Genomic DNA, 22,481 nt, shown 5'->3' on the forward strand with positions numbered 1-22,481 from the left:
GGGGTCCGGGAAGGGGGTCCATTCTCCCCCTCCACCGGCTGGGGCACAATGCGGCCCATGCACCCCCTGCGCGCCCCCCAGCTGAACCCCGCCACCGACTCCGGCTGGCGCCGGACCTGGTTCGACATCATCTACCGCCACGACACCCGGCCGTCGCGCAATTTCGACCTGCTGCTGGTCTACGCCATCATCGCCAGCGTGCTGGTGGTGATGTTCGACAGCGTGCAGCGTTTCCATATCGAACACGCCAGCTGGCTGTACGTGGTCGAGTGGGGCTTCACGATCCTGTTCACCGCCGAATACCTGCTGCGGCTGGTGGTGGTGAAGCGGCCGCTGCGCTATGCCTTCAGCATCTGGGGCATCATCGACCTGGCCTCGATCCTGCCCACCTACCTGTCGCTGTTCATCCCCGGCGCGCAGAGCCTGCTGGTGGTGCGTGCGCTGCGCATCCTGCGCGTATTCCGCATCCTCAAGCTGACCCGCTACATCGAAGAAAGCGGCGTGCTGATGGAATCGCTGTGGCGCAGCCGGCGCAAGATCCTGTTGTTCCTGTTCACGGTGATCACCATCACGATCATCGCCGGCACCCTGATGTACGTGATCGAAGGGCCGAACCATGGCTTCACCAGCATTCCCAGCGCGATGTACTGGGCGGTGGTGACGATGGCCACGGTGGGCTTTGGCGACATCGTGCCGCAGACGGTACTGGGCCGCTTCGTGACCTCGGTGCTGATCCTGATCGGCTACAGCATCATCGCCGTGCCTACCGGCATCTACACCGCGGAGCTGGCCAATACCATGCGCGATGCCGAACGCGCGTCCAAGCGCGATGCGCGCGGGTGCCCGGCGTGCGGGCTGGAAGGGCATGAGCCGGATGCGAAGCATTGCCGGCAGTGCGGTGAGCGGCTGCCGGAGACGTTCAATCAATGATCGGGTCTACGTGGGACACGCATGGCGGGTCCCGCGCAATGCCTGCCACCCCGTCAATCCAGGAACAGATCCGGCAGCAACGGGCGCGAGGGATCCACCGCGTACCCGGAAAGATCGGTAACTCCAGCCTCCGCCAACACCTCGTCATCCAGCAGGAACTGGCCGCTGAAACCCGCCGCCTCGCGGGTCAGGACCGCGTGCGCGGCATCGGCCAGGATCTCCGGTGTGCGGCAGCCGCCCACGTCCACGCCGGGAATCATGTTGATTGCGTCAGTGGCGATCACCGTGCGCGGCCACAGCGCATTGACCGCCACGCCCTGCGGCCCGAACTCTGCCGCCAGGCCCAGCGTAACGAAGCTCATGCCCATTTTGGCCAGCGTGTAACCGGTATGTGGGGCCCACCACTTCGGGTCCAGGCTCGGCGGCGGCGCCAGGGTGAGGATGTGCGGGTTGGGCGCCTGCAGCAGGTGCGGCAGGCAGGCCTGCGCGCACAGGAAACTGCCGCGCGAATTGACCTGCTGCATCAGGTCGAACCGCTTCATCGGCGTATCCAGCGTGCCGCGCAGCCAGATCGCGCTGGCGTTGTTGACCAGGATGTCGATGCCACCAAAGGTATCCACGGTGGCCGCCACCGCTGCGCGCACCTGGTCTTCTTCGCGGATGTCGCATTTCAGTGCCAGGCCCTGCCCGCCCGCAGCGGTGACCGCTTCGGCGGCGCTATGAATGGTGCCCGGCAGTTTCGGGTTGGGCACGGCGGACTTCGCCGCAATCGCCACGTTGGCGCCATCGCGCGCAGCGCGCAACGCAATTGCCAGACCGATACCGCGCGAGGCGCCGGTGATGAATAGGGTTTTCCCTTGCAGACTGGCCACGTCGATCAACTCCTGCGGTCTCATGATCGGCCAAGTATGCCGCGCCCACGCGCAATTAACCGCCCCTTGACGATAGTTGTTGCCCCGGCTACTGCTGCGAGGTATTCACCATGCGCCGTTCCCGCTGTTTGTTCATTGCCGTCGGCGTGGTCCTGGTCGCCACCGCCTGCCAACGCGAGCCGACCGCCGCCGCGCCCGATGCAGCACCTGCTGGCACCGCCAACACCCCCACCGCCCAATCACCCGCCAACGGCACCCTGCGCTGGAGCAACGCGGTGGTCTGGAGTGGCGACCTCAATGCCTGCCGCCAGGGCGAGGCCGCAGCCACCCGCGAGTGCTTGATGAAGGCGATGCTGGCCGGTGGTGCAAGTGACGATGCCGTCACCGCCGCCGAGCAGCTGAGCAGTGCCGGCGAGCTGGCCCATGTGGTTGCCTGGCATGACCAGGATGGCGTCGGCGTGGCGACCGTCAACTACCCGTTCCGCGCCAACACCAACGAAGGCACGCGGCTGATCGATGCCAGCGGCAAGCGCATTGACGTGGACAACGTGCAGCTTGACGACACGCTGCGCGCCGACCCAGCCGTACAGGCGCTGCTGGCCACCGATCCGCAGGCGACACCGTTCGCCCCGGCACAGGCGGCGGGCACCGCCCCGCTGGACGGCGGCGGCGTTCGCCTGCTGTACCGCACGCCACTGCGCGAGTGCCACGCCTGCCCCGACCTGGGAAGCGTGCAGATGGGCTATGACTTCGACGCCAAGCGCAATTTCATCGCGTTGGTGCCCGTGGCACCGTAAGCATGTCGGTGCATCAGAGTCCGTAGAGGGAATCGAAGAATTCCCTCCACAGCCGTGCAACCCGTTGCCGTGCTCCACGCCGCAGCCCTTGATTCGCGTGCCGACCTCGGGTCCGCACGCACTGGCGCGAGGGTAATCAGCGAGCTCTGAGCTGGTTGTGTTCCACAAATCGGAACCGCGGCTTCCCTAACGAAACGCACGCTCCGTCCTTCGCCGACTCTCCAGAACAGATCTGACGTATCGGGACCGCGTGGTAGTCGCATCCGAATGCTGCGCAAGCAAGATCATCGCTTCAGAGCGCATTTCCGCTCCACCAGACGCCAGGAACACGAAGAACGCTGGCTCAACGTACTCCGCCGACCTATGCATGAACAACTTGCATTCATCGATTGACAGCACTTCTGCCAAGTCAGCCCACTCAATGTAGCGCTTCCAGAACAGTGGGGCACTCCATTTGCCACAGGTGGTGGTGGCCAACTTCAAGAGCTCGGACAGCTGATCTGCACATGCATCGACCAACTCATCAGACAAATCCAAAGTCGCCACTCGGCCGGGGTCGACGGCCTGCCAGCAGAAAACAATGAAATCCGCGATGAGCTCATCATTCGCATGATCAGCCAGGCGGCGCCTGTACTCGGCGAGTGCCTCCCCAATATCTGCGGGTTCAACAAAACTGCTCATTACCTCACCTTCCTGCGGCGTTGACCCCAGTATTCACATCTCATTGGTGCTTCAGAGTCCGTAGAGGGAATCGAAGAATTCCCTCCAGAGTCGTGCGACCCGATTCCGCGCCCCACGCCGCAGCGCGGCAATGACGGTTGCGACCAACGCGCACAACAGCAGAAAGCCACACACAAGCAGCCCCACCCAGCCGGGCATCGCGCAATACGCCCAGATGCCGAGCGCGAGCGCTGCCAGTGCGAGTGCTACGTGGGGCGTATTTAGCATGCGCTTTTCCATCGAGGTGAGCGAATCGAGGCAACATATACCTGACCACTCCAATCTACAAACAAGGGGTAGCAACCTCGATCTTCGCAATTGCGCGCTTGAGTTCGTCGTAAGGACTGATCGCAGGGGAAATATCAACCAGTTCCCCTTGGCCTCGAGAGGCGCTGTTTGCGCCAAGGCTCTGTTCAAGCTGGGCAGAGCACTTTTCAAGCTACAGGATTCATCAGCATCAACCCATTTCAGGCTTGGCATTCAAGCCAAGCATCGCCATTACAGGCGCCACGGCGCGCCTGATCTGAACTTCGTCGCGATACCCCGGGTAGTCCCAATCCTCACGCGGATACGGACTGAACCACACCACCTCATCGAAGAGCGAGCCTAGACACGCACACAGGTCGTCCGGCAGGATCGACCTATCGACATGAAAGTTCCAGAGGTCTTCGAAGTTCCTACAGAATGCATCGACCTCAACCCGGCCTTCGTTGAGGGCAGCCAACGCCGCTTTGATCCTCTGCATGTCGCTACTCATGTGGCACATAGCTGTCGGTCAAGGCTTCGGCCCCTGCCCCTCATTGTCTTCCCAGTGCAGGATCTTCCGGGTCACGAACCGGTACACCGGCTTGCCGGTGCGGAACCACAGGTCGCGCACCCACGAGTGGCGCTTGAGTACGCGCTTTTCCACCGGGGTCAGTGACTCGCGGCAGTACATGCGCTTGTGCTTGAGCAGGTGGCGCAGGTCTTCGCGGGCCAGCAGGCGCATCCAGCGCGAGCGCGGGTTGCCGATCACGGCCAGCTGGAAGTCGATCAGCGCCGGGCTGCCGTCTTCGCGCACCAGCCAGTTCGCTTCCTTGGCCAGGTCGTTGTGGGCGATGCCGTGGCGGTGCACCCGCTGCAGCAACCGACGTGCGGCGCGGAAGTAGGCCAGGTCGCCGCGCGGCGGGCGCTGGTACATCGCGTCGCCGGCCATGAAGCTGCGGTCCAGCCAGCGCCCGTTCCAGGCCAGCAGCGCCGGGGTGTCGGGCATGCCATCCAGATGCGCCAGCGCGCGGGCTTCACGCCGGGCCAGCCACCAGGCCGGCAGCCGCAGCCACCACGGGGTGGCGAGCAGGTCGCGGCGGACAAAGCGCGTGCCGCCCTCCTCCATCAGCAGGATGCGGCCAAAACTGTCGGCCTTGAGGGCGTGTGCGGCAGGCGGGAGCGGGCGATTCATGCCGGCCATTCTAGCTGGCCGGGAGTCAGTCACTTTGCCCCCTCTATAATCCCCCGATGGACTCGTCATGGATCGATGCCACGCTTGCGTGGATCTCAGCTCACCCCGTGCTTGCCGGTGCGGTCATCTTCCTCATCGCCTTCTGCGATGCCGTCATCGTGCTTGGCGCCATCGTGCCCGCGCTGCCGCTGCTGTTCGCGGTGGGCGTGTTCATCGGCCTGGGCCAGATATCCGGACCGTACGCCGTGGCGTGCGCGGCGCTGGGCGCGTTCGCCGGCGATGGCATCAGCTACTGGATCGGCCGGCGCTGGGGTGACCGCCTGCGCGGCTTCTGGCCGTTCAGCCGCTATCCGCAGCTGCTCGACCGTGGCGAGACGATGTTCCGCCGCAATGCCTTCAAGAGCATCCTGGTGGCGCGCTATGTAGGCGCGATCCGCCCGTTCGTGCCGGCCATCGCCGGCATGATGAACATGCCGGCCATGCGTTATGTGCAGGCCAGCGGCATCGCCAGCCTGTCCTGGGCGGTGCTGTTCCTGGCCCCGGGCTGGGTGCTGGGCGAGGCCTACGACGCGGTGGCCGCCGTGGCGGGACGGCTGGTGATGGTGCTGGCATTGGTGGGCGTGGTGATGGGCGTGGTCTGGGCGATCGTGCTGTATGGCTACCGCTGGTCGGCCGCGCGCATGGACAGCTGGCTGGCCGGCCTGCTGCGCTGGTCGCAGCGCCACCCCACCCTGGGTCGCTACTCGGTGTCGGTGTTCGACCCCCAGCGCCGTGAATCGGTCCCGCTGGCGATGCTGGCAATGATGCTGCTGTTGCTGGGCTGGTGCTGGTTCGCCTTGCTGATGGCGGTGGTGGCCCACGGCGAACCGCTCAGCCTGGACCTGGCCGTGCACCAGGCGATGCTGGCGCTGCGCAATCCGCTGGCTGATTACCCGATGGCGGCACTGGCCTCGCTGGGCGCCTGGCCGGTATTGCTGCCTGCCACGGCAGTCACCATGGGCTACCTGATCTGGCGCCGGCGCTGGATGGCGGCCGCGCACTGGCTGGCCGCGCTGGCCTTCGGGCTGGCGCTGACCAAGCTGCTGGGCGCCACGGTGACCGTGGTGCGCCCGCCGGGGGCGAGCAGCGGCTTCGGCTTCCCGTCGGTGTCGGTGACCATGGCCACCATCACCTTCGGCTTCTTCGCAGTGCTGATCGCGCGCGAGCTGCCCGGCCGCACCCGTGTGTGGCCGTACCTGCTGTCGGGCATCATCGTCAGCCTGATCGGCTTCTCGCGGCTGTACCTGGGCGCGCACTGGCTGAGCGACGTGGTCGGCGGGATGCTGTTCGGCATCTTCTGGCTGCTGGTGCTGGGCATCGCCTACCGCCGCCGCTTCAACCGCTCGTTCTGGGTCAAGCCGGTGTCGTGGCTGTTCTACGGTACTTTCGCGGTGGCCGCGTTGTGGTATGCGCCGCGCAATACCGAGGCGAAGCTGGAGCGTTTCGAGCCGGCCCAGCCGGCGCCGGCCAATGTGGCGGCGCAGGACTGGTGGGGCAGCCAGTGGCGCGCCCAGCCTTCGCGCCGCAATGAATTCGATGATGACCAGCGCTGGCCGCTGGACGTGCAGGTGGCCGGGCCGCTGGCGCCGCTGCGCGAGCGCCTGGAAAGCCAGGGCTGGCGCGTGCAGCCGCAGGCCGGTTGGGAACAGGCGCTGCTGATGCTGGACAAATCGGCCACCCCGGACGAAGTGCCGGTGCTGCCGGCCACGCTGGATACGCAGGTCGAATCGCTGCTGCTGCTGCGCCCGGGCAATGCGCCCAACGAGATCTTCGCGCTGCGCCTGTGGCCGGCCGCTACCCAGCTGCAGCCGGGCGACCAGCCGCTGTGGCTGGGCAGCGCGCAGACGCTGCACTACCAGCACTTCCACCTGATCGGGATGTGGCGGCCGATGCGCGGCATCGATCCGTCGCTGAAGGCGGTGCGCGAGGCGCTGCAAGGGTTGCCGCAGGAAGTGGACACGCATCCTGAGACCGGCATGCCGGTGTTGCGCGTGCGGACGTATTGAGAGCGATCACGACCAACGGTCGTGATCTACCGGTCGTGATCTACCGGTCGTGATCTACCGGTCGGGGGCACCCGGGCGGAGGCACCCGGGGGGGTCACCCGGTTCGGGTTACCAGTTCTCGTCGATCGGCGTTGAGTTGGCCGGCATCCAGCGCAGCAGCGCGTCAAGGCGCTGGTGCGGGTCGTCGTGCTGCAGCAGCTGCAGGCGCTGCGATTCCTCCAGCGGCAGCAGTTCGGCCAGCCGCCAGCCGACCCAGGCGGCCTGGTCCAGCAGCGCCGGATGCGCGGGCGCGAACGCGGTGCCGGCCTGTTCGATGATGTGGCCCAGCACGGTGGACAGCAGCGCATGTTCCGGGCGCAGTTCGTCGTCGTGGTCGGGCGTGCTCCATTCCACCTCGGCCATGATCAGGCCGTTGTCGCGCACCCGTACCTGGCGCACATGGAACCGGCGATGGCCACGCAGGCGCAGCACCAGCACGCCGTCGTCGCCCATGTCGAAATCGTCGATGCGCGCTTCCACCCCGTGGGCGGCCGGGGTGGCCGGGGCCCCGACTTCATCACCGTCCAGGATCAGGCAGACCCCGAAGTGGGTGTTGTTGCGGCTGCACTCGCGCAGCATGTCCAGATAGCGGCGCTCGAACACGCGCAGGCCCAGCGTGGCGCCGGGCAGCAGCACCGCGTGCAACGGGAACAGCGGCAGCGTGGCAACGGAATCGGTCATGGCCAACCCGATCACCGCGCCTGCAGCTGGGCCAGGAAGCGGCGCGGCGCGCCGTCGAAGCCGCCATTGGACATGAACACCACGTGGTCGCCCGGCCGCGCGGTGGCACCCAGTCGTGCCAGCAGTGCGTCGGTATCGGGCACGGCGTGCGCGTCGCCGCGCACGGCGGCGATCACGCTGGCCGCATCCCAGGCCAGTTCCGGCCGGTGCAGGAACACCACCGCGTCGGCCAGCCCCAGCGAAGGGGCCAGCGCATCGGCGTGTGCGCCCAGCCGCATCGAGTTGCTGCGCGGCTCCATCGCGACCACGATGCGGCGCTGGCCGATCTTGGCGCGCAGGCCTTCCAGCGTGGTGCGGATGGCGGTGGGATGATGGGCGAAATCGTCGTAGACCGTAATGTCGTCGGCCACGCCGATCACTTCCATGCGTCGCTTGACGCTGCGGAACCGTGCCAATGCCGGGATCACGCTGGCCGGCGCAACGCCTACCGCGTGAGCGGCCGCCAACGCGGCCAGGCCGTTGAGCACGTTGTGGCGGCCCAGCAGCGACCAGCGCACTTCGCCCAGCGCCACGCCACGGTGGTGCACGATGAAGGCGCTGCCGTCGGCATTGACCAGTTCGGCATGCCATTCCAACCCGGGGTCGAAACCGAAGCGTTCCACCGGCGTCCAGCAGCCCATCGCCAGCACTTCGGCCAGGTAGGTGTCTTCGCCGTTGACGATCAGCCGTCCGCGCGCGGGCACGGTGCGCACCAGGTGGTGGAACTGGCGCTGGATCGCGGCCACGTCCGGGAAGATGTCGGCGTGGTCGTATTCGAGGTTGTTGAGGATCGCCACCAGCGGGCGGTAGTGCACGAACTTGCTGCGCTTGTCGAAGAACGCCGTGTCGTACTCGTCGGCCTCGACCACGAACTCGCGGCCCTGCCCCACCCGTGCGGACACGCCGAAATCCTCGGCCACGCCGCCGATCAGGAAGCCCGGCTCACGGCCGGCGGCCTGCAGCAGCCAGGTCAGGATGGTGGTGGTGGTGGTCTTGCCATGGGTACCGGCCACGGCCAGCGTGTCGCGGCCCGGCAGCACCTGTTCGGACAGCCACTGCGCGCCGGAGATGTAGCGCTGCCCGGCATCCAGCACCGCTTCCACGGCCGGGTTGCCACGCGACAACGCGTTGCCGACCACGACTTCATCGCAGTCGCGGGCCACGCTGTCGGCGCGATAGCCCGGGTCCAGGGCGATGCCCAGCTGTTCCAGCTGGGTGGACATCGGCGGATAGATCGCCTGGTCGCTGCCACGGACCGTATGGCCCAGTTCCCGCGCCAGGGCGGCCACGCCGCCCATGAAGGTGCCGGCAATTCCAAGAATGTGGATCGTGCTCATCACCCGATTGTCGCCCAAAGCCCACTCTGAAGGGGAGACGCAAAGCATGTGGGGGGTAGCCCCCTGAGTCAGGGGGCGGCCGCGCAGCGGCCAGGGTATGGAAGCAGACAATGGGGCCCGCTGTTTGCAGAGCAGACTGTGGGACGACAGCGCGCGGCTTTACGCGTGCTGTCAGGGAATTCCCGATAGCGGTGTACTGTGAACACGTACACAATTCAGCGCGCCAGCCGCACTACCCCCGATGGTCCTACTCCCCAAGAGGCCGTCCCCAGGGGGGCTCATGGTGTGGGGCCCTGAGCAGGCCCGATCGCTGGCGCTCTACACCGCACGCCCGGTTCCGATAGGACCGGGCGTGCGCGTGTAGGTTGTCAGCGCTTGAGCGCTGCCTGGATGCGCGCTTCCACGTCGGCAAGCTCGCCAACGCCATCAACGCGCGCCAGGGTGCCGCGGCCCGCATAGAAATCCACCACCGGCGCGGTCTGGTCGGTGTAGACCTGCAGGCGCTTGCGCACCGATTCGGGATTGTCATCGGCGCGGCCCTGTTCCTGGGCGCGGCCGGCAATGCGCTCGACCAGCAGTTCGCTCGGCACATCCAGCTGCACCACCGCATCCAGCGGCTGGCCGATCTTGGCCAGCACGGCGTCCAGCGCGTTGGCCTGGGCCACGTTGCGCGGGTAACCGTCCAGGATGAAGCCATTGGCCACGTCTGCCTGGCCCAGGCGCGATTCCAGCATGCCCAGCAGGATGTCATCGGACACCAGGTTGCCGGCGTCCATCACGGCCTTGGCCTGCTTGCCCAGCTCGGTGCCGGCAGCCACTTCGGCGCGCAGCAGGTCACCGGTGGAAATGTGCGCAATGTTCAGGTGTTCCTTCAGGCGCGTCGCCTGCGTCCCCTTGCCCGAACCGGGCGGTCCCAACAGAACCAATCGCATCAACCTGACTCCAACTTGGTAAAAAACGGAAGGGCGCGCGCCCGGGATTGTCCACAATCACGCTGCACCGCAATACGCGCACTTTACCTCATACCGGTAATGTCCCTGCAATGTCCTTCCCCCCGACAAAGGTCCCACCATGTCCAAAGGTACCCTGCTGTACGCCCAGTCAGGCGGCGTCACCGCCGTCATCAATGCCACCGCCTCGGCGGTGATCAGCACCGCCAGGGCCAAGGGAATCAAGGTCTTGGCCGCGCGCAACGGCATCCTGGGCGCGCTGCGCGAGGAGCTGATCGACACCTCGAAGGAGTCGGCCGCGGCGATTGCGGCGCTGGCCCATACCCCCGGCGGCGCCTTCGGCTCCTGCCGCTACAAGCTCAAATCGCTGGAGGCCGACCGGGCCCGCTACGAGCGCCTGCTGGCGGTGCTGCGCGCCCACGACGTGCGCTGGTTCCTCTACAACGGCGGCAACGATTCGGCCGATACCGCCTGGAAGGTCTCCCAGCTGGCCAAGGCCTTCGATTACGACCTCACCTGCATCGGCGTGCCCAAGACCATCGACAACGACCTGGCGGTGACCGACACCTGCCCGGGCTTCGGTTCGGCGGCCAAGTACACCGCCGTGTCGGTGCGCGAGGCGGCGCTGGACGTGGCGGCCATGGCCGAAACCTCCACCAAGGTGTTCGTGTACGAGGCCATGGGCCGGCATGCGGGCTGGCTGGCGGCTGCGGCCGGGCTGGCCGGAAACGGACCGGACGAAGCCCCGCACATCATTCTGCTGCCCGAGCGCGCCTACGACGAAGCCGCGTTCCTGGCCAAGGTGAAGCAGGTGGTGGAACGCGTGGGCCACTGCGTGGTGGTGGCCTCCGAAGGCATCCAGACCGCCGATGGCCGGTTCGTGGCAGATGCCGGCGGCGGCAAGGATTCGTTCGGGCACACCCAGTTGGGCGGGGTGGCTTCGCAGTTGGCCGCGCGGGTCAAGGACACGCTGGGCTACAAGGTGCACTGGACCCTGCCCGACTACCTGCAGCGCTCGGCCCGTCACATTGCCTCGAAGACCGACTGGGAACAGGCGCAGGCGGTGGGCAAGGCGGCGGTGCAGTACGCGCTGAAGGGCCAGAACGCGGTGATGCCGGTGATCGTGCGCAGCAGCGACGCCCCGTACCGCTGGAAGATCGAGCCGGCGCCGCTGCACAAGGTGGCCAACCACGAGAAGAAGATGCCGGCCGGCTTCATCCGCCGCGATGGCTTCGGCATCACCGAAAAGGCCCGGGCGTACCTGTCGCCGCTGATCAAGGGCGAGGCACCGCTGCCCTACGGCACCGATGGACTGCCGAAGTACGTGACCCTGAAGAATGTGGCGGTGAAAAAGAAGCTGCCGACATTTGAGGCGTAACGGGCCTGCGGGCACTGTGCAGCCACGCAGTGCGTGGCTCTACGGGCGTTTTGTTGCGCGCGTTACGGGCAGGCCTTGCCTTCCACGGTCATCTTCGCCGCGAACATCGGAATCTCCGCGATCTGGCCGGCAGCGGCCTGCTTCTTGGCCTCTTCCAGGTAGATGCGCGACTGGCCCTGGCCATCGAGCTGCAGCTTCTGTTCCATCGGCAGGCGCCAGACCCTCACTACTGCCTGCTGGGTGGGACAGGCCGCGCTGGGCACGCGGATCACGTCGTTGAGCTTCCAGCCCTTGGCTTCGCTGGGCTGCGCCTTGTCGAAGTCGACGAACTTCGCGCGTGGCTGGCACTGCTCGCTGGTGCGGGCGACCGCGAACCGGTAGGGCTGCGCTGCGTCGCCGTTAAAGGTGCCTTCCAGGCGGGCGCAGGCTTCGGGGATCTGGCGCAGGGTGTGGGTGACGTTCACTGCCTGGGCTGCGCCGACCGGACGCTGGCGTTCGGGGGTTTCGGCGGCAGTAGCCGCCAGGGCAGGAAGCAGGGCCAGCAGGATGAGGTGGCGGGGGGACATGCGGGAAGCCTCCGTTGGGGTGGAGTGAGGGTGGCTTGGGGGGGATGAACGGTGTGGCAAGGGGCGCGCACGGGGGCTGATGGGATTGCGCCAACCGCGGAGCCGACCAACGGTCGGCGCTACAACCTCGTGCGCCTTGGATCAGGGCTTCGTTGGGCTGTTCGGCGCAAGCGCTGGGCAGGGGCGATGATTTCACTGCATACTCGGGGGCACCAGGGATTGCTGAACAAAGCCACACGCTTGATGACCGGGTACGGTCTGAACGGGTTGGTCCATCGTTGCAGCCCGTTGTGCCCCGCGTGGTGAGGTTCGTCCGTCAACTGGATGCCATCCATCACCCGGGAGGGGACATGCTGGAACGTTATGGGCTTTCTCTGGCGCTGTTCTGCGCCATTCTCGCGATTCTCTACGGCATCGTGTCGGCACGCTGGATCCTCCGGCAACCGGCGGGCAATGCCCGGATGCAGGAAATCGCCGCCGCCATCCAGGAAGGCGCGCGCGCCTACCTCAACCGCCAATACCTCACCATCGGCATCGCCGGCGCGGTGCTGTTCGTGCTGGTCGGCATCTTCCTCAGCTGGTACACCGCGATCGGGTTCGCGATCGGTGCGGTGCTGTCCGGTGCCGCCGGCTACATCGGCATGAACGTGTCGGTGCGGGCCAACGTACGCACCGCCGAAGCGGCACGCCATGGCCTCAGTGCCGCCATGGACGTGGCGTTCCGTGGCGGTGCGATCACCGGCATGCTGGTGGTCGGGCTGGGCCTGCTCGGCGTGGCCGGCTATTACGCGCTGCTGCTGCGGATGGGGCTGGACACTGCCGCAGCGCTGCATGCGCTGGTTGGATTGGCATTCGGCTCCTCGCTGATTTCGATCTTCGCCCGGCTGGGCGGCGGCATCTTCACCAAGGGTGCCGACGTGGGCGCGGACCTGGTCGGCAAGGTCGAAGCCGGCATTCCCGAGGATGACCCGCGCAACCCGGCGGTGATTGCCGACAACGTGGGCGACAACGTGGGCGACTGCGCCGGCATGGCCGCCGACCTGTTCGAAACCTATGCGGTGACGGTGATCGCCACCATGCTGCTGGGCAGCCTGATGATCGCCGAAGCCGGTCGCAACGCGATCCTGTATCCACTGGTACTGGGCGGGGTGTCGATCATCGCGTCGATCATCGGCGCGCTGTTCGTCAAGGTGAAGCCGGGCGGCTCGATCATGGGCGCGCTGTACAAGGGCGTGATCGTGTCGGGCGTGCTGGCCGCCATCGCCTTCTACCCGATCACCCTGCAGCTGATGCCGGACAACGTCCACGGGGCAACGAACCTGTACATCTGCGCGCTGATCGGGCTGGTGCTGACCGGGCTGATCGTGTGGATCACCGAGTACTACACCGGCACCCAGTACAAGCCTGTGCAGCATGTGGCGCAGGCCTCCACCACCGGGCACGGCACCAACATCATCGCCGGCCTGGGCGTGTCGATGAAGTCCACCGCGCTGCCGGTGATCGCGGTATGCCTGGCGATCTGGCTGGCGCACCTGCACGGCGGCCTGTACGGCATCGCCATCGCGGCCACCGCGATGCTGTCGATGGCCGGCATGATCGTGGCGCTGGATGCGTACGGCCCGATCACCGACAACGCCGGCGGCATCGCCGAAATGGCCGAGCTGCCCCCGGAGATCCGCAACATCACCGATCCGCTCGATGCGGTGGGCAACACCACCAAGGCGGTGACCAAGGGCTATGCGATCGGTTCGGCGGCATTGGCCGCGCTGGTGCTGTTCGCCGATTACACCCACAACCTGCAGGCCGCGCATCCGGGTGAAGTATTCGCCTTCGACCTGTCCGACCACACGGTGATCATCGGCCTGCTGATCGGCGGGTTGATCCCCTACCTGTTCGGCGCGATGGCGATGGAAGCAGTGGGCCGCGCCGCCGGTGCGGTGGTGGAAGAAGTGCGCCGGCAGTTCCGCGAGATTCCCGGGATCATGGAAGGCACCGGCAAGCCGCAGTACGACCGCGCAGTGGACATGCTGACCCGCTCGGCGATCCGCGAAATGATCGTGCCTTCGCTGTTGCCGGTCGCGGTGCCGGTGGTGGTGGGCCTGCTGCTGGGGCCGCGTGCGCTGGGCGGGCTGTTGATCGGCACCATCGTGACCGGCCTGTTCGTGGCGATCTCGATGACCACCGGCGGCGGTGCCTGGGACAATGCCAAGAAGTACATCGAAGACGGCCACTTCGGCGGCAAGGGCAGCGAGGCGCACAAGGCCGCGGTGACCGGCGATACCGTGGGTGATCCCTACAAGGACACCGCCGGCCCGGCGATCAATCCGCTGATCAAGATCATCAACATCGTGGCGCTGCTGCTGGTGCCGTTGTTGTAACGGTCATGGTGCCGCGACACCTCACAGGGTGTCGCGGTATCGGTTTCGTTCGACGTTCCGTGCTACGCGCATGGCGGATTACGTGCACAGGATCATGGCTTTGACACGCATGGCGGTGTACGTGCACAGGAACATGGCTTTGACACGCATGGCGTGTCACTACGATCCATGGTCGCTCGAGTCCGTAGCGACACGCCGTGCGTGTCCCATGGGGTGTCGCCCCACCCGCACCATCACGGCAACGGGGTCGGGCGTGACAGCACGTAGGCTGCGCTCGCCGCGAAAAATACGCCTACGCCAAGCAGCAACGGCCACGACGGCCTCGCGCCCCAGCAGAACATCGCAAACCCGAATGCCATGCCGCCGGCGGCAAATGCCTTGCCTTTGCGACTTACCGCGCCCTGCTCGCGCCAGGCGCGCAGCGACGGGCCGTAACGCGGATGCTCCAGCAGTTTGCGCTCGAAGCGCGGTGAGCTGCGCGCGAAGCAGCCCACCGCCAGGATCAGGAAGATGGTGGTGGGCATCACCGGCAACAGCGCGCCGATCACCCCCAGCGCCACCATCACCCAGCCCAGGCAGAACCAGAGCCAGCGCATCAGCGCGACATGGCGCGCACGCCCCTGCTCATGCGAATTCCAGCTCCACGTGATCGTGCACGCTGCGGAACGCGGCATCGGCCGCATCGATCATCTGCTGCTCTTCGACGTCGGTGAGTACGACGCGGTCCAGCGCGGCGGTGAACTCGCGCCAGTGGCGTGCGGCACCATCGGGATGCGCGGCCAGGTGGCGTGCGCCGAAGTCCGCGTCCAGGCCCAGCTGCGCGGCCATCTTGTACAGGATGGTGCCGCCCAGGTTGGAGCCTTCAGCCACGTACAACCAGCCCAATGCGGCAGCCAGTGGCAGGTCCGGGTCCAGCCGCAGCGGCACCGGGGCCGGCAGGGTCTGTTCCAGATCGCGCAGGTCGCGGGTGACCTGCGGCAGCCGCCGGCGTTCGGCCAGGTCGGGCAGCAGCGCATCCAGCGCGGCGTTGGCGTACAGGCCATCGATATCGCGGTGGAAGCGGTACTGGACCCGCAGGAAGCGCGCGAACCGCCCACGGTCGGCAAATATCTCGCCGGCCATGATGCGCTTGTCCAGCGCGCCGTGGCTGTCTCGGGTGGCGGCCTTCAGGCGCTGGCTGCGGGTCGCTTCAAGGGTATCGGTGGCGTTCATGGCGTTCTGGCAGAAAGAAGGTGGCAGCGCCGGGCAAGGTCCGGCACAGGGATAAGACGCCTGTCGCGCAGACTACCCCAACCCGGATTGCCGGTGCTGCCCTCCCCCCCATTCCGGCGATGCCATCCTCACCCGGGCTTGGCGATAATGCTTCATCGTCCCGCCCTACAAGGATTGCCATGATGGATACCACCGAAACGCGCATGACCACCCTGTTCGAACAGCTGGGGCTGGAGTCGAGCAACGAGGCGATTGCCCAGTTCATTCTCAGCCACCAGTTGCCTGCCGATACGAAGGTGACCGAAGCGCCGTACTGGAGCACCAGCCAGCGCCAGTTCCTGGGCGAACAGCTGAAGTCCGATGCGGATTGGGCCATCGTGGTCGATGAGCTCAATGAAGCGCTGCATGCGGATTCTGTTGCGCGTTGACGTTTGGGGTTACGTGGGACACGCATGGCGTGTCACTACGCGGCAGGCGCGGCGGTTCATCCACCGCGCCCCCCCTTTGATCAATACCGCCAGGTGACCGCCAGGCGCATGATCCGGCCAGGGGCCGGCATCACGCCCAGTGCGAGCGGGTCGAGGTAGTAGCGGTCGGTCAGGTTGTCCACGTTGAAGTCGACCGCCAGCTGCTCGCTGGCCTGCCAGCTGGCGAACACGTCCACGATGGTCGCCGGCTGGTACAGCTGCTGGATCGCCGACAGGCCCACGTTCCATTCCTTGTCCAGCTTGCTGATCGGACCGCTGTTGTGGATCACGCGGGTGCCGAAGCTCAGCCGCTGGTCCAGCAGCCGTGAGCCCAGCGTCAGGTTGACCGTGTAGCGCGGCGGATTCTGGGTGTTGCTGTAGGAACCCTCGAACCCACCGTCGACGCAGTCGGGTGTGTTGGCCAGTTCTTCGTTCTTTCGCTGCACGCCGTATGCGCGGCGCTCGGCGGCGATGTCCGGGGCGCAGGTCTTGGCTTCGAAGTAGTAATGCGCCGACAGATCGGCGAACACCTTGCCGGCGTCATAGCTGGACTGGAACTCCAGGCCGGAGACCTTGAAGCGGTCGATGTTGCGGATATAGCCGGCCGACAGCGTGCGGTAGTCGCGCGTGATCAGGTCGTCGATGCGGGTGTTGAAGTAGGCCAGCTTGAACGCAGCCTGGTCGCCTTCGGCAAACAGATCATGGCGCACGGTGCTGGCGCCCACTTCCCAGGTGCCCGCGCGCTCGGGCTTGAGTTCGCCGCCCACCGGCTTGGCCGCGGTGAACAGGCCCAGGGTGCTTTCGAACAGGCTGGGCAGCTTCACGCCTTCGGCGTACTTGAGGTAGACCAGGCTGTCTTCATCGGCGTGCCAGGTGACGCTGGCGGTGGGCATGAACGCGTTGTCGGTACGGCGGATCGGCTGCGACCAGGTCCAGCTGGTGGGCACGACCAGGTCTTCGGTGGCGGTGACATCGTGGAAATTCCAGCCGGTGATGTCGGCCACCGTGCCCTTCTTGTACGGCGAAGCCAGCAGCGAGGCCTCGGTGAACTGGCCGTTCGCATCCGGGTACCAGTTGAGCATGGCGATCCGCTGCGCGCGCCAGGCCGGCAGCGCCGGGTTGCCGTTGAGCAGCTGGGTATAGCGGTACTGGCCGATCACTTCCTCGGTTTCCGGCGTGGCCAGGCGGTTGCGGTCGTGGATGCTGACGCGGTTGAAGCGGCCACCCACCAGGATGTCCCAGCGCTCGCCCGGCTGCCATTTCATCGAGGCCACCGCGCTGTATTCCCTGCGCGTGGCATTGCGCAGGAAGCGGTTGTTGACCAGGTCGTCGTGCATGATCGGCGCGCTGTCGCCCGGGCCCACGTCTTCATCGCTGAAGGACAGCCCGTAGTCGAAGGTGAACAAGCCTGCGCTGTCGGTAGTCATCACCGTGGTGTTGGACACGTCCAGGCCGAACCGCGTCTGGCTCATGTCGTTGCGGTAGGCGTCCTTGTAACCGGGGTCGGTATTGAAGGTCGGGCCGTCATACCATTCGGTGCGGCGGTCGAAGTACCACGGCGTGATGCCGGTCAGGCCGTTGTACATCAGGCTGTCGGCCTGGGTGTACCAGAGGTTGGCCTTCAGGTCGACGATGTCGTTTCCCGGGTTGAAGCGGTAGCGCAGGTTGTAGGCATCCAGGTCCACGCTGCCCGGCTCCCACTGCGGCACGCGGTCGCGGTCCACGCGGATGATCTGCGAGGCCATGATTTCACCTTGGCGGCCGCTGTAGTGGCGGTAGCCGGCCTCCAGCGTCTGTACGTCATCGATCCGCCAGGTGCCCTTGAGCAGCACCGAGTTGGACTTGGAGGAGGTGTTGAACACTTCGGTGTTGGGCGGGTTCAACGGTGCCAGGGTGCGCCGGGTCTGCGGGAAATCGTCGTAGCCATGCTTGCCCGAATAGTAGTTGCCGGTATCGCGCCACGCGTAGGCCGCCACCAGGTCAAAACTTTCCCAGTGCTTGCCGCCGGCGATGTTGAAGAACTGCCCGCCGAGGCTGCTGCGGTCGGTACCGGGGGTGCCGTTGTAGGCGGGAAGGTCACGCGCGCTGCCGTTGGAGATGCCGCTGCGCACGCGCAGGCCGGCGTCCTGGCCGTCGCGCAGCACGTCGCCGATGTTCAGCGTTTCCATTTCCACCACGCCGCCGATGCCGCCCGACGCATTGGCGCCCAGGCTGGGGCCCTTGGTCACGGTGAGGCTGGAAATCAGGTCCGGGTCGAGGTAGGTGCGCTGCGACTGGCCGGCATAGCCGCGGTAGGTGTCCATGGTGGACTGCCCGCCGTCGATGATCACCGGGATGCGGCTCTGGCCCTGGATGCCACGGATGTTGAGGTCCAACGCGTTGGCCGTGCGCGGATCACCGGCGGTCACGCCGACCACGCCCTTGACGATGTCGGCGGTGGAGCTGCCACGGAAGCGCTCGAGGGTGGTCCGTGGCACATACACGCTCGAACCGCTGCTGCGGTACTGCTCGAGCGCACGCTCGGCGGTGCCTTCGGCGCTGGCCTGGTCACCGGCCACGCGCAGGGGCGCGGTGTGGATCACGCCATCCTCGCCCTGGCCGCGCGGCGCGCGTTCCAGGGTGACCGCGCCCGGCCCCAGCGCGCGCGACGCCAGGCCGCTGCCCTGCAGCAGCTGCGCCAGTGCGGCCTGCGCATCCAGCGCGCCGTATACCGCGGTGGAGCTGGCACCGTTGGCGAGTGCGGCCGGGTAGGCCACCTGCACACCGGACTGGCGCATGTAACTGCGCAGCGCATCGGCCAGCGGTTGGGCGGGGATATCGAACGGGCGGGTGGCGGCCAGTGGGGCGGTGTCGCCGGACTGGGCCAGTGCCGGCAACGCGGTGGCCGAGGCCAGGCCGGCGGCCAACAACGCGGTGCACAGGCGGGACGGGCGCAGCATCGGCGCCGGTCGGGAAATGGGAAGCATGTTGAAACCTGTTGAGAGGCGATGCCGCGAAAGCACGGCTTCCCCGCACGGGGTGCGGGCGCTGCGACGTACGTGGCGGCGGCGGGTACGTTCGGGGGTAAGACGTGCGGGGCGATCCCTTCCCCAAGGCGCATTCAGCGCGCGGGGGCGGCGCTCACGATCGCCACGCCCATCGGCAGGCGGGTGATGCGCAGCCCGGCCGACATCGCCAGCGCATCCAGCGCCTGCTCGGGCTGGTCCACGCGCAGTGCGGCGTTGACGGCGGGCAGCGACGACAGGTCGCCGCGCACGAACGTGGGGCCTTGGCGATAGCGGGCAATCTGCGCGACCGCATCGGCCACGCCGCTGGCATCGAGCAGCAGCTCGCCGTCGCGCCATGCGGCAATGCGGTCGGGGGCCAGGTCGTCATGGCGCACCACCCGGCCGCCGGGCGCAAAGCCGGCGCGCTGGCCAGCCAGCAGGTAGGTCCAGCCGCCGTTGGGCGAGGCCGCGACGCGGACCTGGCCCTGCGAGACTTCCGCTTCCACTCCCTGCGGGGTGCTGGCCACCGCGAATGCCGTGGCGATGTCCTCCACCACGCCGTCCTGTGCGGTCACCTGGAACGGCTGGGCGCGCCCGGGCGCAACTTCGAACCAGGCGCGCCCGCGCAGCAGGCGGATGCTGCGGCGCTGGTCGTCATAGTCCACGGCAATCGCCGAATCGGCATCGAGCACCGCGCGGCTGCCATCGGGCAGGGCGAGCGTGACCACGTCGTGGCTGCTGCGGTAATCGGCACGCAGGCGCAACCAGGCTTCGGGTGACACCCATACCAGCGCCAGCGCGGCGGCAGCGGCCAGCACCAGGCGGGGAACGCGACGACGGCGGACATGCGGACGCTTCGCCCCCGCCGGCGGCTGCGCCACGGCCTGCCACAGCTGGCGCTCGTATTCGAACGCGCGGCGGTGCCCGGGCAGGCTGAGCCAGTGTTCGAAGGCCTGCATGCGTGGCGCGTCCACGGCGCCGGAGGCCAGCCACGTGATCCACGACTGTGCCTGTTCGGCAAGCAGGTCGGGCGAGGTGGGCGCGGTCGGGTCGGTAGGCAGGTCGTGCGGGCTCATGGCTGGCAAGGGTGCGAAGGGCAGCGCCGATACCATCAAGACGTGTGGGAACGGCACTTCCCCAAGCCCCCGCGCCTCACCGCCCGCTGCGCGCCCATGCCAGCCGCTGCAACGCAGCGCGTACATGGTTTTCCACGGTCGTGACCGACACGCCACGGCGCCGGGCAATTTCCGCCTGGGTCAGCCCCTGCAACCGGTTGAGGCGGAAGATCGTGCGGGTCGGTTCGGGAAGGTGGTCGGCGGCGGCGAGCACGCGCTGCAGCTCGTCCTGGGCCATGGCCTGTTCTTCCGTGGACAGCACTTCATCCGCCCCCCACAGGTAGTGGTCGGCCAACAGCCGCGTCTGGCGGCTGCGTTCCCGGCCCTGGTCGGTGGCCAGGTTGGTGGCCAGACGGTACAGATAGGCCCGCGGGTTGTCGATGGTCACCCCGGCATCCACCCCGCGCGCCTTGAACCAGATGGCCTGGATCACGTCTTCGGCACTGCCGTCGCTGCCCAGTATCCGCTGCACCCGGCGCAGCAGCGCCGGGCGTTCGCGGATCAACAGGTCGGTCAGGGTGGATGCGTTGGAGGACATGCAGAGGGGCCCGGTGCGGCGGCATCTTACCCCTCAAATGAGAATGCGTCACGTTAAGCGCGCGTCCGACGCACCGCCCGCACCTTGCCGCTACGGCCGCCGCCGGCGTAGAACAGGCCCGCGCCATCGGCCTCCAGCCCACTGACATGCATGCCCTCGGGCATGCGCAGCTGCTCCAGCACCTGCCCGCTCTGGGCATCCACGCGGCGGATGTCGCTGCGCTCGCCATCGTCGGTGCCATGCCAGAGCTGGCCATCGACCCAGGTCACGCCGGTGACGAAGCGGTCCGATTCAATCGTGCGCAGCACCTCGCCCGTGGCCGGATCCACCTGGTGGATGCGGCGTTCGCGGTATTGCCCCACCCACAGGCTGCCTTCGGCCCAGGCCATGCCCGAATCGGTGCCGCCGCCAGGCGCGGGAATCGAGGCCAGCACGTTGCCGGTCTGCGGGTCGATCCTGTCGATGCGCGCTTCGGCGATCTGGTACAGGTGGGTACCGTCGAACGCGGTGCCCGCATCGCAGGGCACGGCCAGCGTGCGTACCGGGGCGCCGCTGTCCGGATCGAAGGCCAGCAGCGCCGGGCCGGTGGCGGCCCAGACATGGCGGCCATCGAAGCTGACGCCGTGGATGCAGTCGGCGCCGTCAAAGGGACCATATTCGCGGGCCACCTCGGCGTCGTGCACGCGCGGGGCAGCGGCGGGGTTCAGCGTTCCAGTGTTCATTGCAGCATCTCCTGGCACATCGGAAGGGGTGCCTGGCAACAACCCTAGTCGCCCGGCAGCGCTGCCGGGAGTAACAAGATCGTCGTGAATCCGGACAGCGGCATGGCCCACCAGCGCTGCGTGCGCCCGCCCCCGGTCGCGCGTGCCTGGCCGGTGCTTTCCAGTGCCGCCAACGCGCGCTGCACCGTGCGCTGGCTGGCGCCCAGCGCCAAGGCCAATGCCGAACTGGACCAGTCCGCCCCATCGGCCAGCAATGCGGCAACGGCGCCCTGCTCGCCTTCGATCGGAGGCGCCAGCACCACCACCGCGATGCCGGGCGCGGCTACCAGCCGGTAGCCGTTGGCGGTCGCTTCTACCGACAGCAGACCCTTCACCGCAGCGCGGACGCGCCCCATTTCCACCCGGAGCCGCGCGCGGTGGCTGTCGTCGCCATCACGGGTGCGGAATACCTCGGCAATCAACACGTCGCGGTCAACATCCCCCGGCCACGCCTGGCCGACGGCTCGCAGCAGCGCAAACAGCAGCGGCCGGCGTGCCAGTGACCGCCAGCGCCCACCCATCCACACACCGCGCCGGCAGCCATCCACCACACAGGCCGGTGAGGCCAACAGGTCCTGCACGGCCTGTAGATCCAGCAGGCGGTCAGCCGTCTCCCGGGCCACCTGGCGCGCCGCCGGCTGGGCCAGATGGCTGCGGGCCTGCACGACCTCTGCGTGCAGGGCGGCGATACCCGAGGCCCGCGCGGCGGCCGCAGCCGCGTCCAGCGCCGCCCTCGCCTGCGACACCCGCAACGCGCGCGCCGCCAAGGCCGCTTCGGCCAGCCCGGCCATGGCGGCCAGGGCCGGCGTCAGCGCCCTGCCCTGCACCTGTGCCAAGGCCGATTCGGCCTCCTGCCGACGCCCGAGCAACAGCCAGCGACGGGCCAGGATCAACCAGGCCTGCAGCGCATTGTGCGGATCGGCGCGCTCCTCCAATGCGTGGGCGGCAGCCAGCAGCGGCGCGGGGGTACCGGCAAGATCCCGCAGCGCCAGCCCCACTTCCGCCTCCGCCACCACACAGCGCGCCCGGGCCAGCACCTCACCGGCGCCAAAGCCGCGGTGGGCCAGCCGCAGCAGTTCCCGGGCCCGCTGCAGCTCGCCCAGCTGGGCCATGGCCACGCCGCGCAGCGCCAGTGCCGGCGGGTCGCTGCGCAGGGCCACATGGCCCAGTGCGGTCAGTACGTCGCCAGCGGCAAGGGCACGTGCGGCGGCGGCGAGCAGGGAGTCCATGC

Annotated in this window: 21 protein-coding genes; 6 read left to right on the plus strand and 15 right to left on the minus strand. The window is 67.5% G+C overall.

Annotated features, from left to right (window positions below):
- Positions 1-57: 57 nt before the first annotated feature.
- Complete coding sequence (locus AC06E7_RS03060; protein ID WP_184127134.1) at positions 58-930, plus strand: ion transporter; 873 nt, start codon at positions 58-60, stop codon at positions 928-930.
- 53 nt (positions 931-983) lie between these two features.
- Here AC06E7_RS03060 and AC06E7_RS03065 read toward each other — a convergent pair whose 3' ends face one another.
- The gene (locus AC06E7_RS03065; protein WP_184127132.1) at positions 984-1,826 is read right to left on the minus strand and encodes an SDR family oxidoreductase; all 843 of its coding nucleotides are present in this window, start codon (positions 1,824-1,826) and stop codon (positions 984-986) included.
- A gap of 86 nt (positions 1,827-1,912) precedes the next feature.
- Between AC06E7_RS03065 and AC06E7_RS03070 the strand changes: the two genes are divergently transcribed.
- Positions 1,913-2,599, plus strand: coding sequence for a hypothetical protein (locus tag AC06E7_RS03070; protein ID WP_478062936.1), 687 nt, complete (start codon positions 1,913-1,915; stop codon positions 2,597-2,599).
- 186 nt (positions 2,600-2,785) lie between these two features.
- On the opposite strand, the gene AC06E7_RS03075 is transcribed toward AC06E7_RS03070, so the two are convergent.
- From AC06E7_RS03075 to AC06E7_RS03085, 3 genes are all read right to left on the minus strand, one after another.
- Entirely contained in the window at positions 2,786-3,280 is a 495-nt protein-coding gene (locus tag AC06E7_RS03075; RefSeq protein ID WP_478062938.1) for a hypothetical protein, read from the minus strand.
- A gap of 496 nt (positions 3,281-3,776) precedes the next feature.
- Positions 3,777-4,064: a hypothetical protein gene (locus AC06E7_RS03080; protein WP_478062940.1), complete on the minus strand. Its 288-nt coding sequence runs from the start codon at positions 4,062-4,064 to the stop codon at positions 3,777-3,779.
- A 30-nt stretch (positions 4,065-4,094) separates the two neighbouring features.
- Complete coding sequence (locus AC06E7_RS03085) at positions 4,095-4,757, minus strand: protein kinase family protein (protein WP_282247339.1); 663 nt, start codon at positions 4,755-4,757, stop codon at positions 4,095-4,097.
- A gap of 56 nt (positions 4,758-4,813) precedes the next feature.
- Here AC06E7_RS03085 and AC06E7_RS03090 point away from each other — a divergent pair, with 56 nt between their 5' ends.
- The gene (locus tag AC06E7_RS03090; RefSeq protein WP_478062941.1) at positions 4,814-6,802 is read left to right on the plus strand and encodes a bifunctional DedA family/phosphatase PAP2 family protein; all 1,989 of its coding nucleotides are present in this window, start codon (positions 4,814-4,816) and stop codon (positions 6,800-6,802) included.
- Between the two features lie 108 nt (positions 6,803-6,910).
- Here AC06E7_RS03090 and AC06E7_RS03095 read toward each other — a convergent pair whose 3' ends face one another.
- From AC06E7_RS03095 to AC06E7_RS03105, 3 genes are all read right to left on the minus strand, one after another.
- Positions 6,911-7,522: an LON peptidase substrate-binding domain-containing protein gene (locus AC06E7_RS03095; RefSeq protein ID WP_095363574.1), complete on the minus strand. Its 612-nt coding sequence runs from the start codon at positions 7,520-7,522 to the stop codon at positions 6,911-6,913.
- An 11-nt stretch (positions 7,523-7,533) separates the two neighbouring features.
- The gene (mpl, locus tag AC06E7_RS03100) at positions 7,534-8,898 is read right to left on the minus strand and encodes a UDP-N-acetylmuramate:L-alanyl-gamma-D-glutamyl-meso-diaminopimelate ligase (RefSeq protein ID WP_478062943.1); all 1,365 of its coding nucleotides are present in this window, start codon (positions 8,896-8,898) and stop codon (positions 7,534-7,536) included.
- Positions 8,899-9,266: 368 nt separating this feature from the next.
- Entirely contained in the window at positions 9,267-9,830 is a 564-nt protein-coding gene (locus AC06E7_RS03105) for an adenylate kinase (RefSeq protein WP_068853913.1), read from the minus strand.
- Between the two features lie 139 nt (positions 9,831-9,969).
- Between AC06E7_RS03105 and AC06E7_RS03110 the strand changes: the two genes are divergently transcribed.
- Complete coding sequence (locus AC06E7_RS03110; protein ID WP_068853914.1) at positions 9,970-11,226, plus strand: 6-phosphofructokinase; 1,257 nt, start codon at positions 9,970-9,972, stop codon at positions 11,224-11,226.
- 62 nt (positions 11,227-11,288) lie between these two features.
- On the opposite strand, the gene AC06E7_RS03115 is transcribed toward AC06E7_RS03110, so the two are convergent.
- On the minus strand, positions 11,289-11,792 hold the full coding sequence (locus tag AC06E7_RS03115) for a hypothetical protein (protein ID WP_478062944.1): 504 nt from the start codon (positions 11,790-11,792) through the stop codon (positions 11,289-11,291).
- 350 nt (positions 11,793-12,142) lie between these two features.
- Between AC06E7_RS03115 and AC06E7_RS03120 the strand changes: the two genes are divergently transcribed.
- The gene (locus tag AC06E7_RS03120) at positions 12,143-14,170 is read left to right on the plus strand and encodes a sodium-translocating pyrophosphatase (RefSeq protein WP_478062946.1); all 2,028 of its coding nucleotides are present in this window, start codon (positions 12,143-12,145) and stop codon (positions 14,168-14,170) included.
- Positions 14,171-14,403: 233 nt separating this feature from the next.
- Here the strand turns inward: AC06E7_RS03120 and AC06E7_RS03125 are convergent, their stop codons facing one another.
- Complete coding sequence (locus tag AC06E7_RS03125) at positions 14,404-14,766, minus strand: YbaN family protein (RefSeq protein WP_320458074.1); 363 nt, start codon at positions 14,764-14,766, stop codon at positions 14,404-14,406.
- A gap of 28 nt (positions 14,767-14,794) precedes the next feature.
- Positions 14,795-15,382, minus strand: a complete 588-nt coding sequence (locus AC06E7_RS03130; protein ID WP_426805717.1) for a biliverdin-producing heme oxygenase — start codon at positions 15,380-15,382, stop codon at positions 14,795-14,797.
- A 182-nt stretch (positions 15,383-15,564) separates the two neighbouring features.
- Between AC06E7_RS03130 and AC06E7_RS03135 the strand changes: the two genes are divergently transcribed.
- Complete coding sequence (locus AC06E7_RS03135) at positions 15,565-15,810, plus strand: DUF2789 domain-containing protein (RefSeq protein WP_478062947.1); 246 nt, start codon at positions 15,565-15,567, stop codon at positions 15,808-15,810.
- 80 nt (positions 15,811-15,890) lie between these two features.
- On the opposite strand, the gene AC06E7_RS03140 is transcribed toward AC06E7_RS03135, so the two are convergent.
- The 5 genes from AC06E7_RS03140 to AC06E7_RS03160 form a co-directional block, all read right to left on the minus strand.
- Positions 15,891-18,815, minus strand: a complete 2,925-nt coding sequence (locus tag AC06E7_RS03140; protein WP_478062950.1) for a TonB-dependent receptor domain-containing protein — start codon at positions 18,813-18,815, stop codon at positions 15,891-15,893.
- Between the two features lie 134 nt (positions 18,816-18,949).
- Positions 18,950-19,912, minus strand: coding sequence for a FecR family protein (locus AC06E7_RS03145; RefSeq protein ID WP_478062952.1), 963 nt, complete (start codon positions 19,910-19,912; stop codon positions 18,950-18,952).
- 76 nt (positions 19,913-19,988) lie between these two features.
- The gene (locus tag AC06E7_RS03150) at positions 19,989-20,489 is read right to left on the minus strand and encodes an RNA polymerase sigma factor (RefSeq protein ID WP_478062954.1); all 501 of its coding nucleotides are present in this window, start codon (positions 20,487-20,489) and stop codon (positions 19,989-19,991) included.
- A 53-nt stretch (positions 20,490-20,542) separates the two neighbouring features.
- A complete protein-coding gene (locus AC06E7_RS03155) occupies positions 20,543-21,211 on the minus strand; it encodes an NHL repeat-containing protein (protein ID WP_478062955.1) in 669 nt (222 codons plus the stop codon).
- A gap of 44 nt (positions 21,212-21,255) precedes the next feature.
- A complete protein-coding gene (locus tag AC06E7_RS03160; RefSeq protein ID WP_478062957.1) occupies positions 21,256-22,479 on the minus strand; it encodes a helix-turn-helix domain-containing protein in 1,224 nt (407 codons plus the stop codon).
- Positions 22,480-22,481: the final 2 nt, after the last annotated feature.

The organism is Stenotrophomonas sp. Steno-Z4, assembly GCF_056393145.1.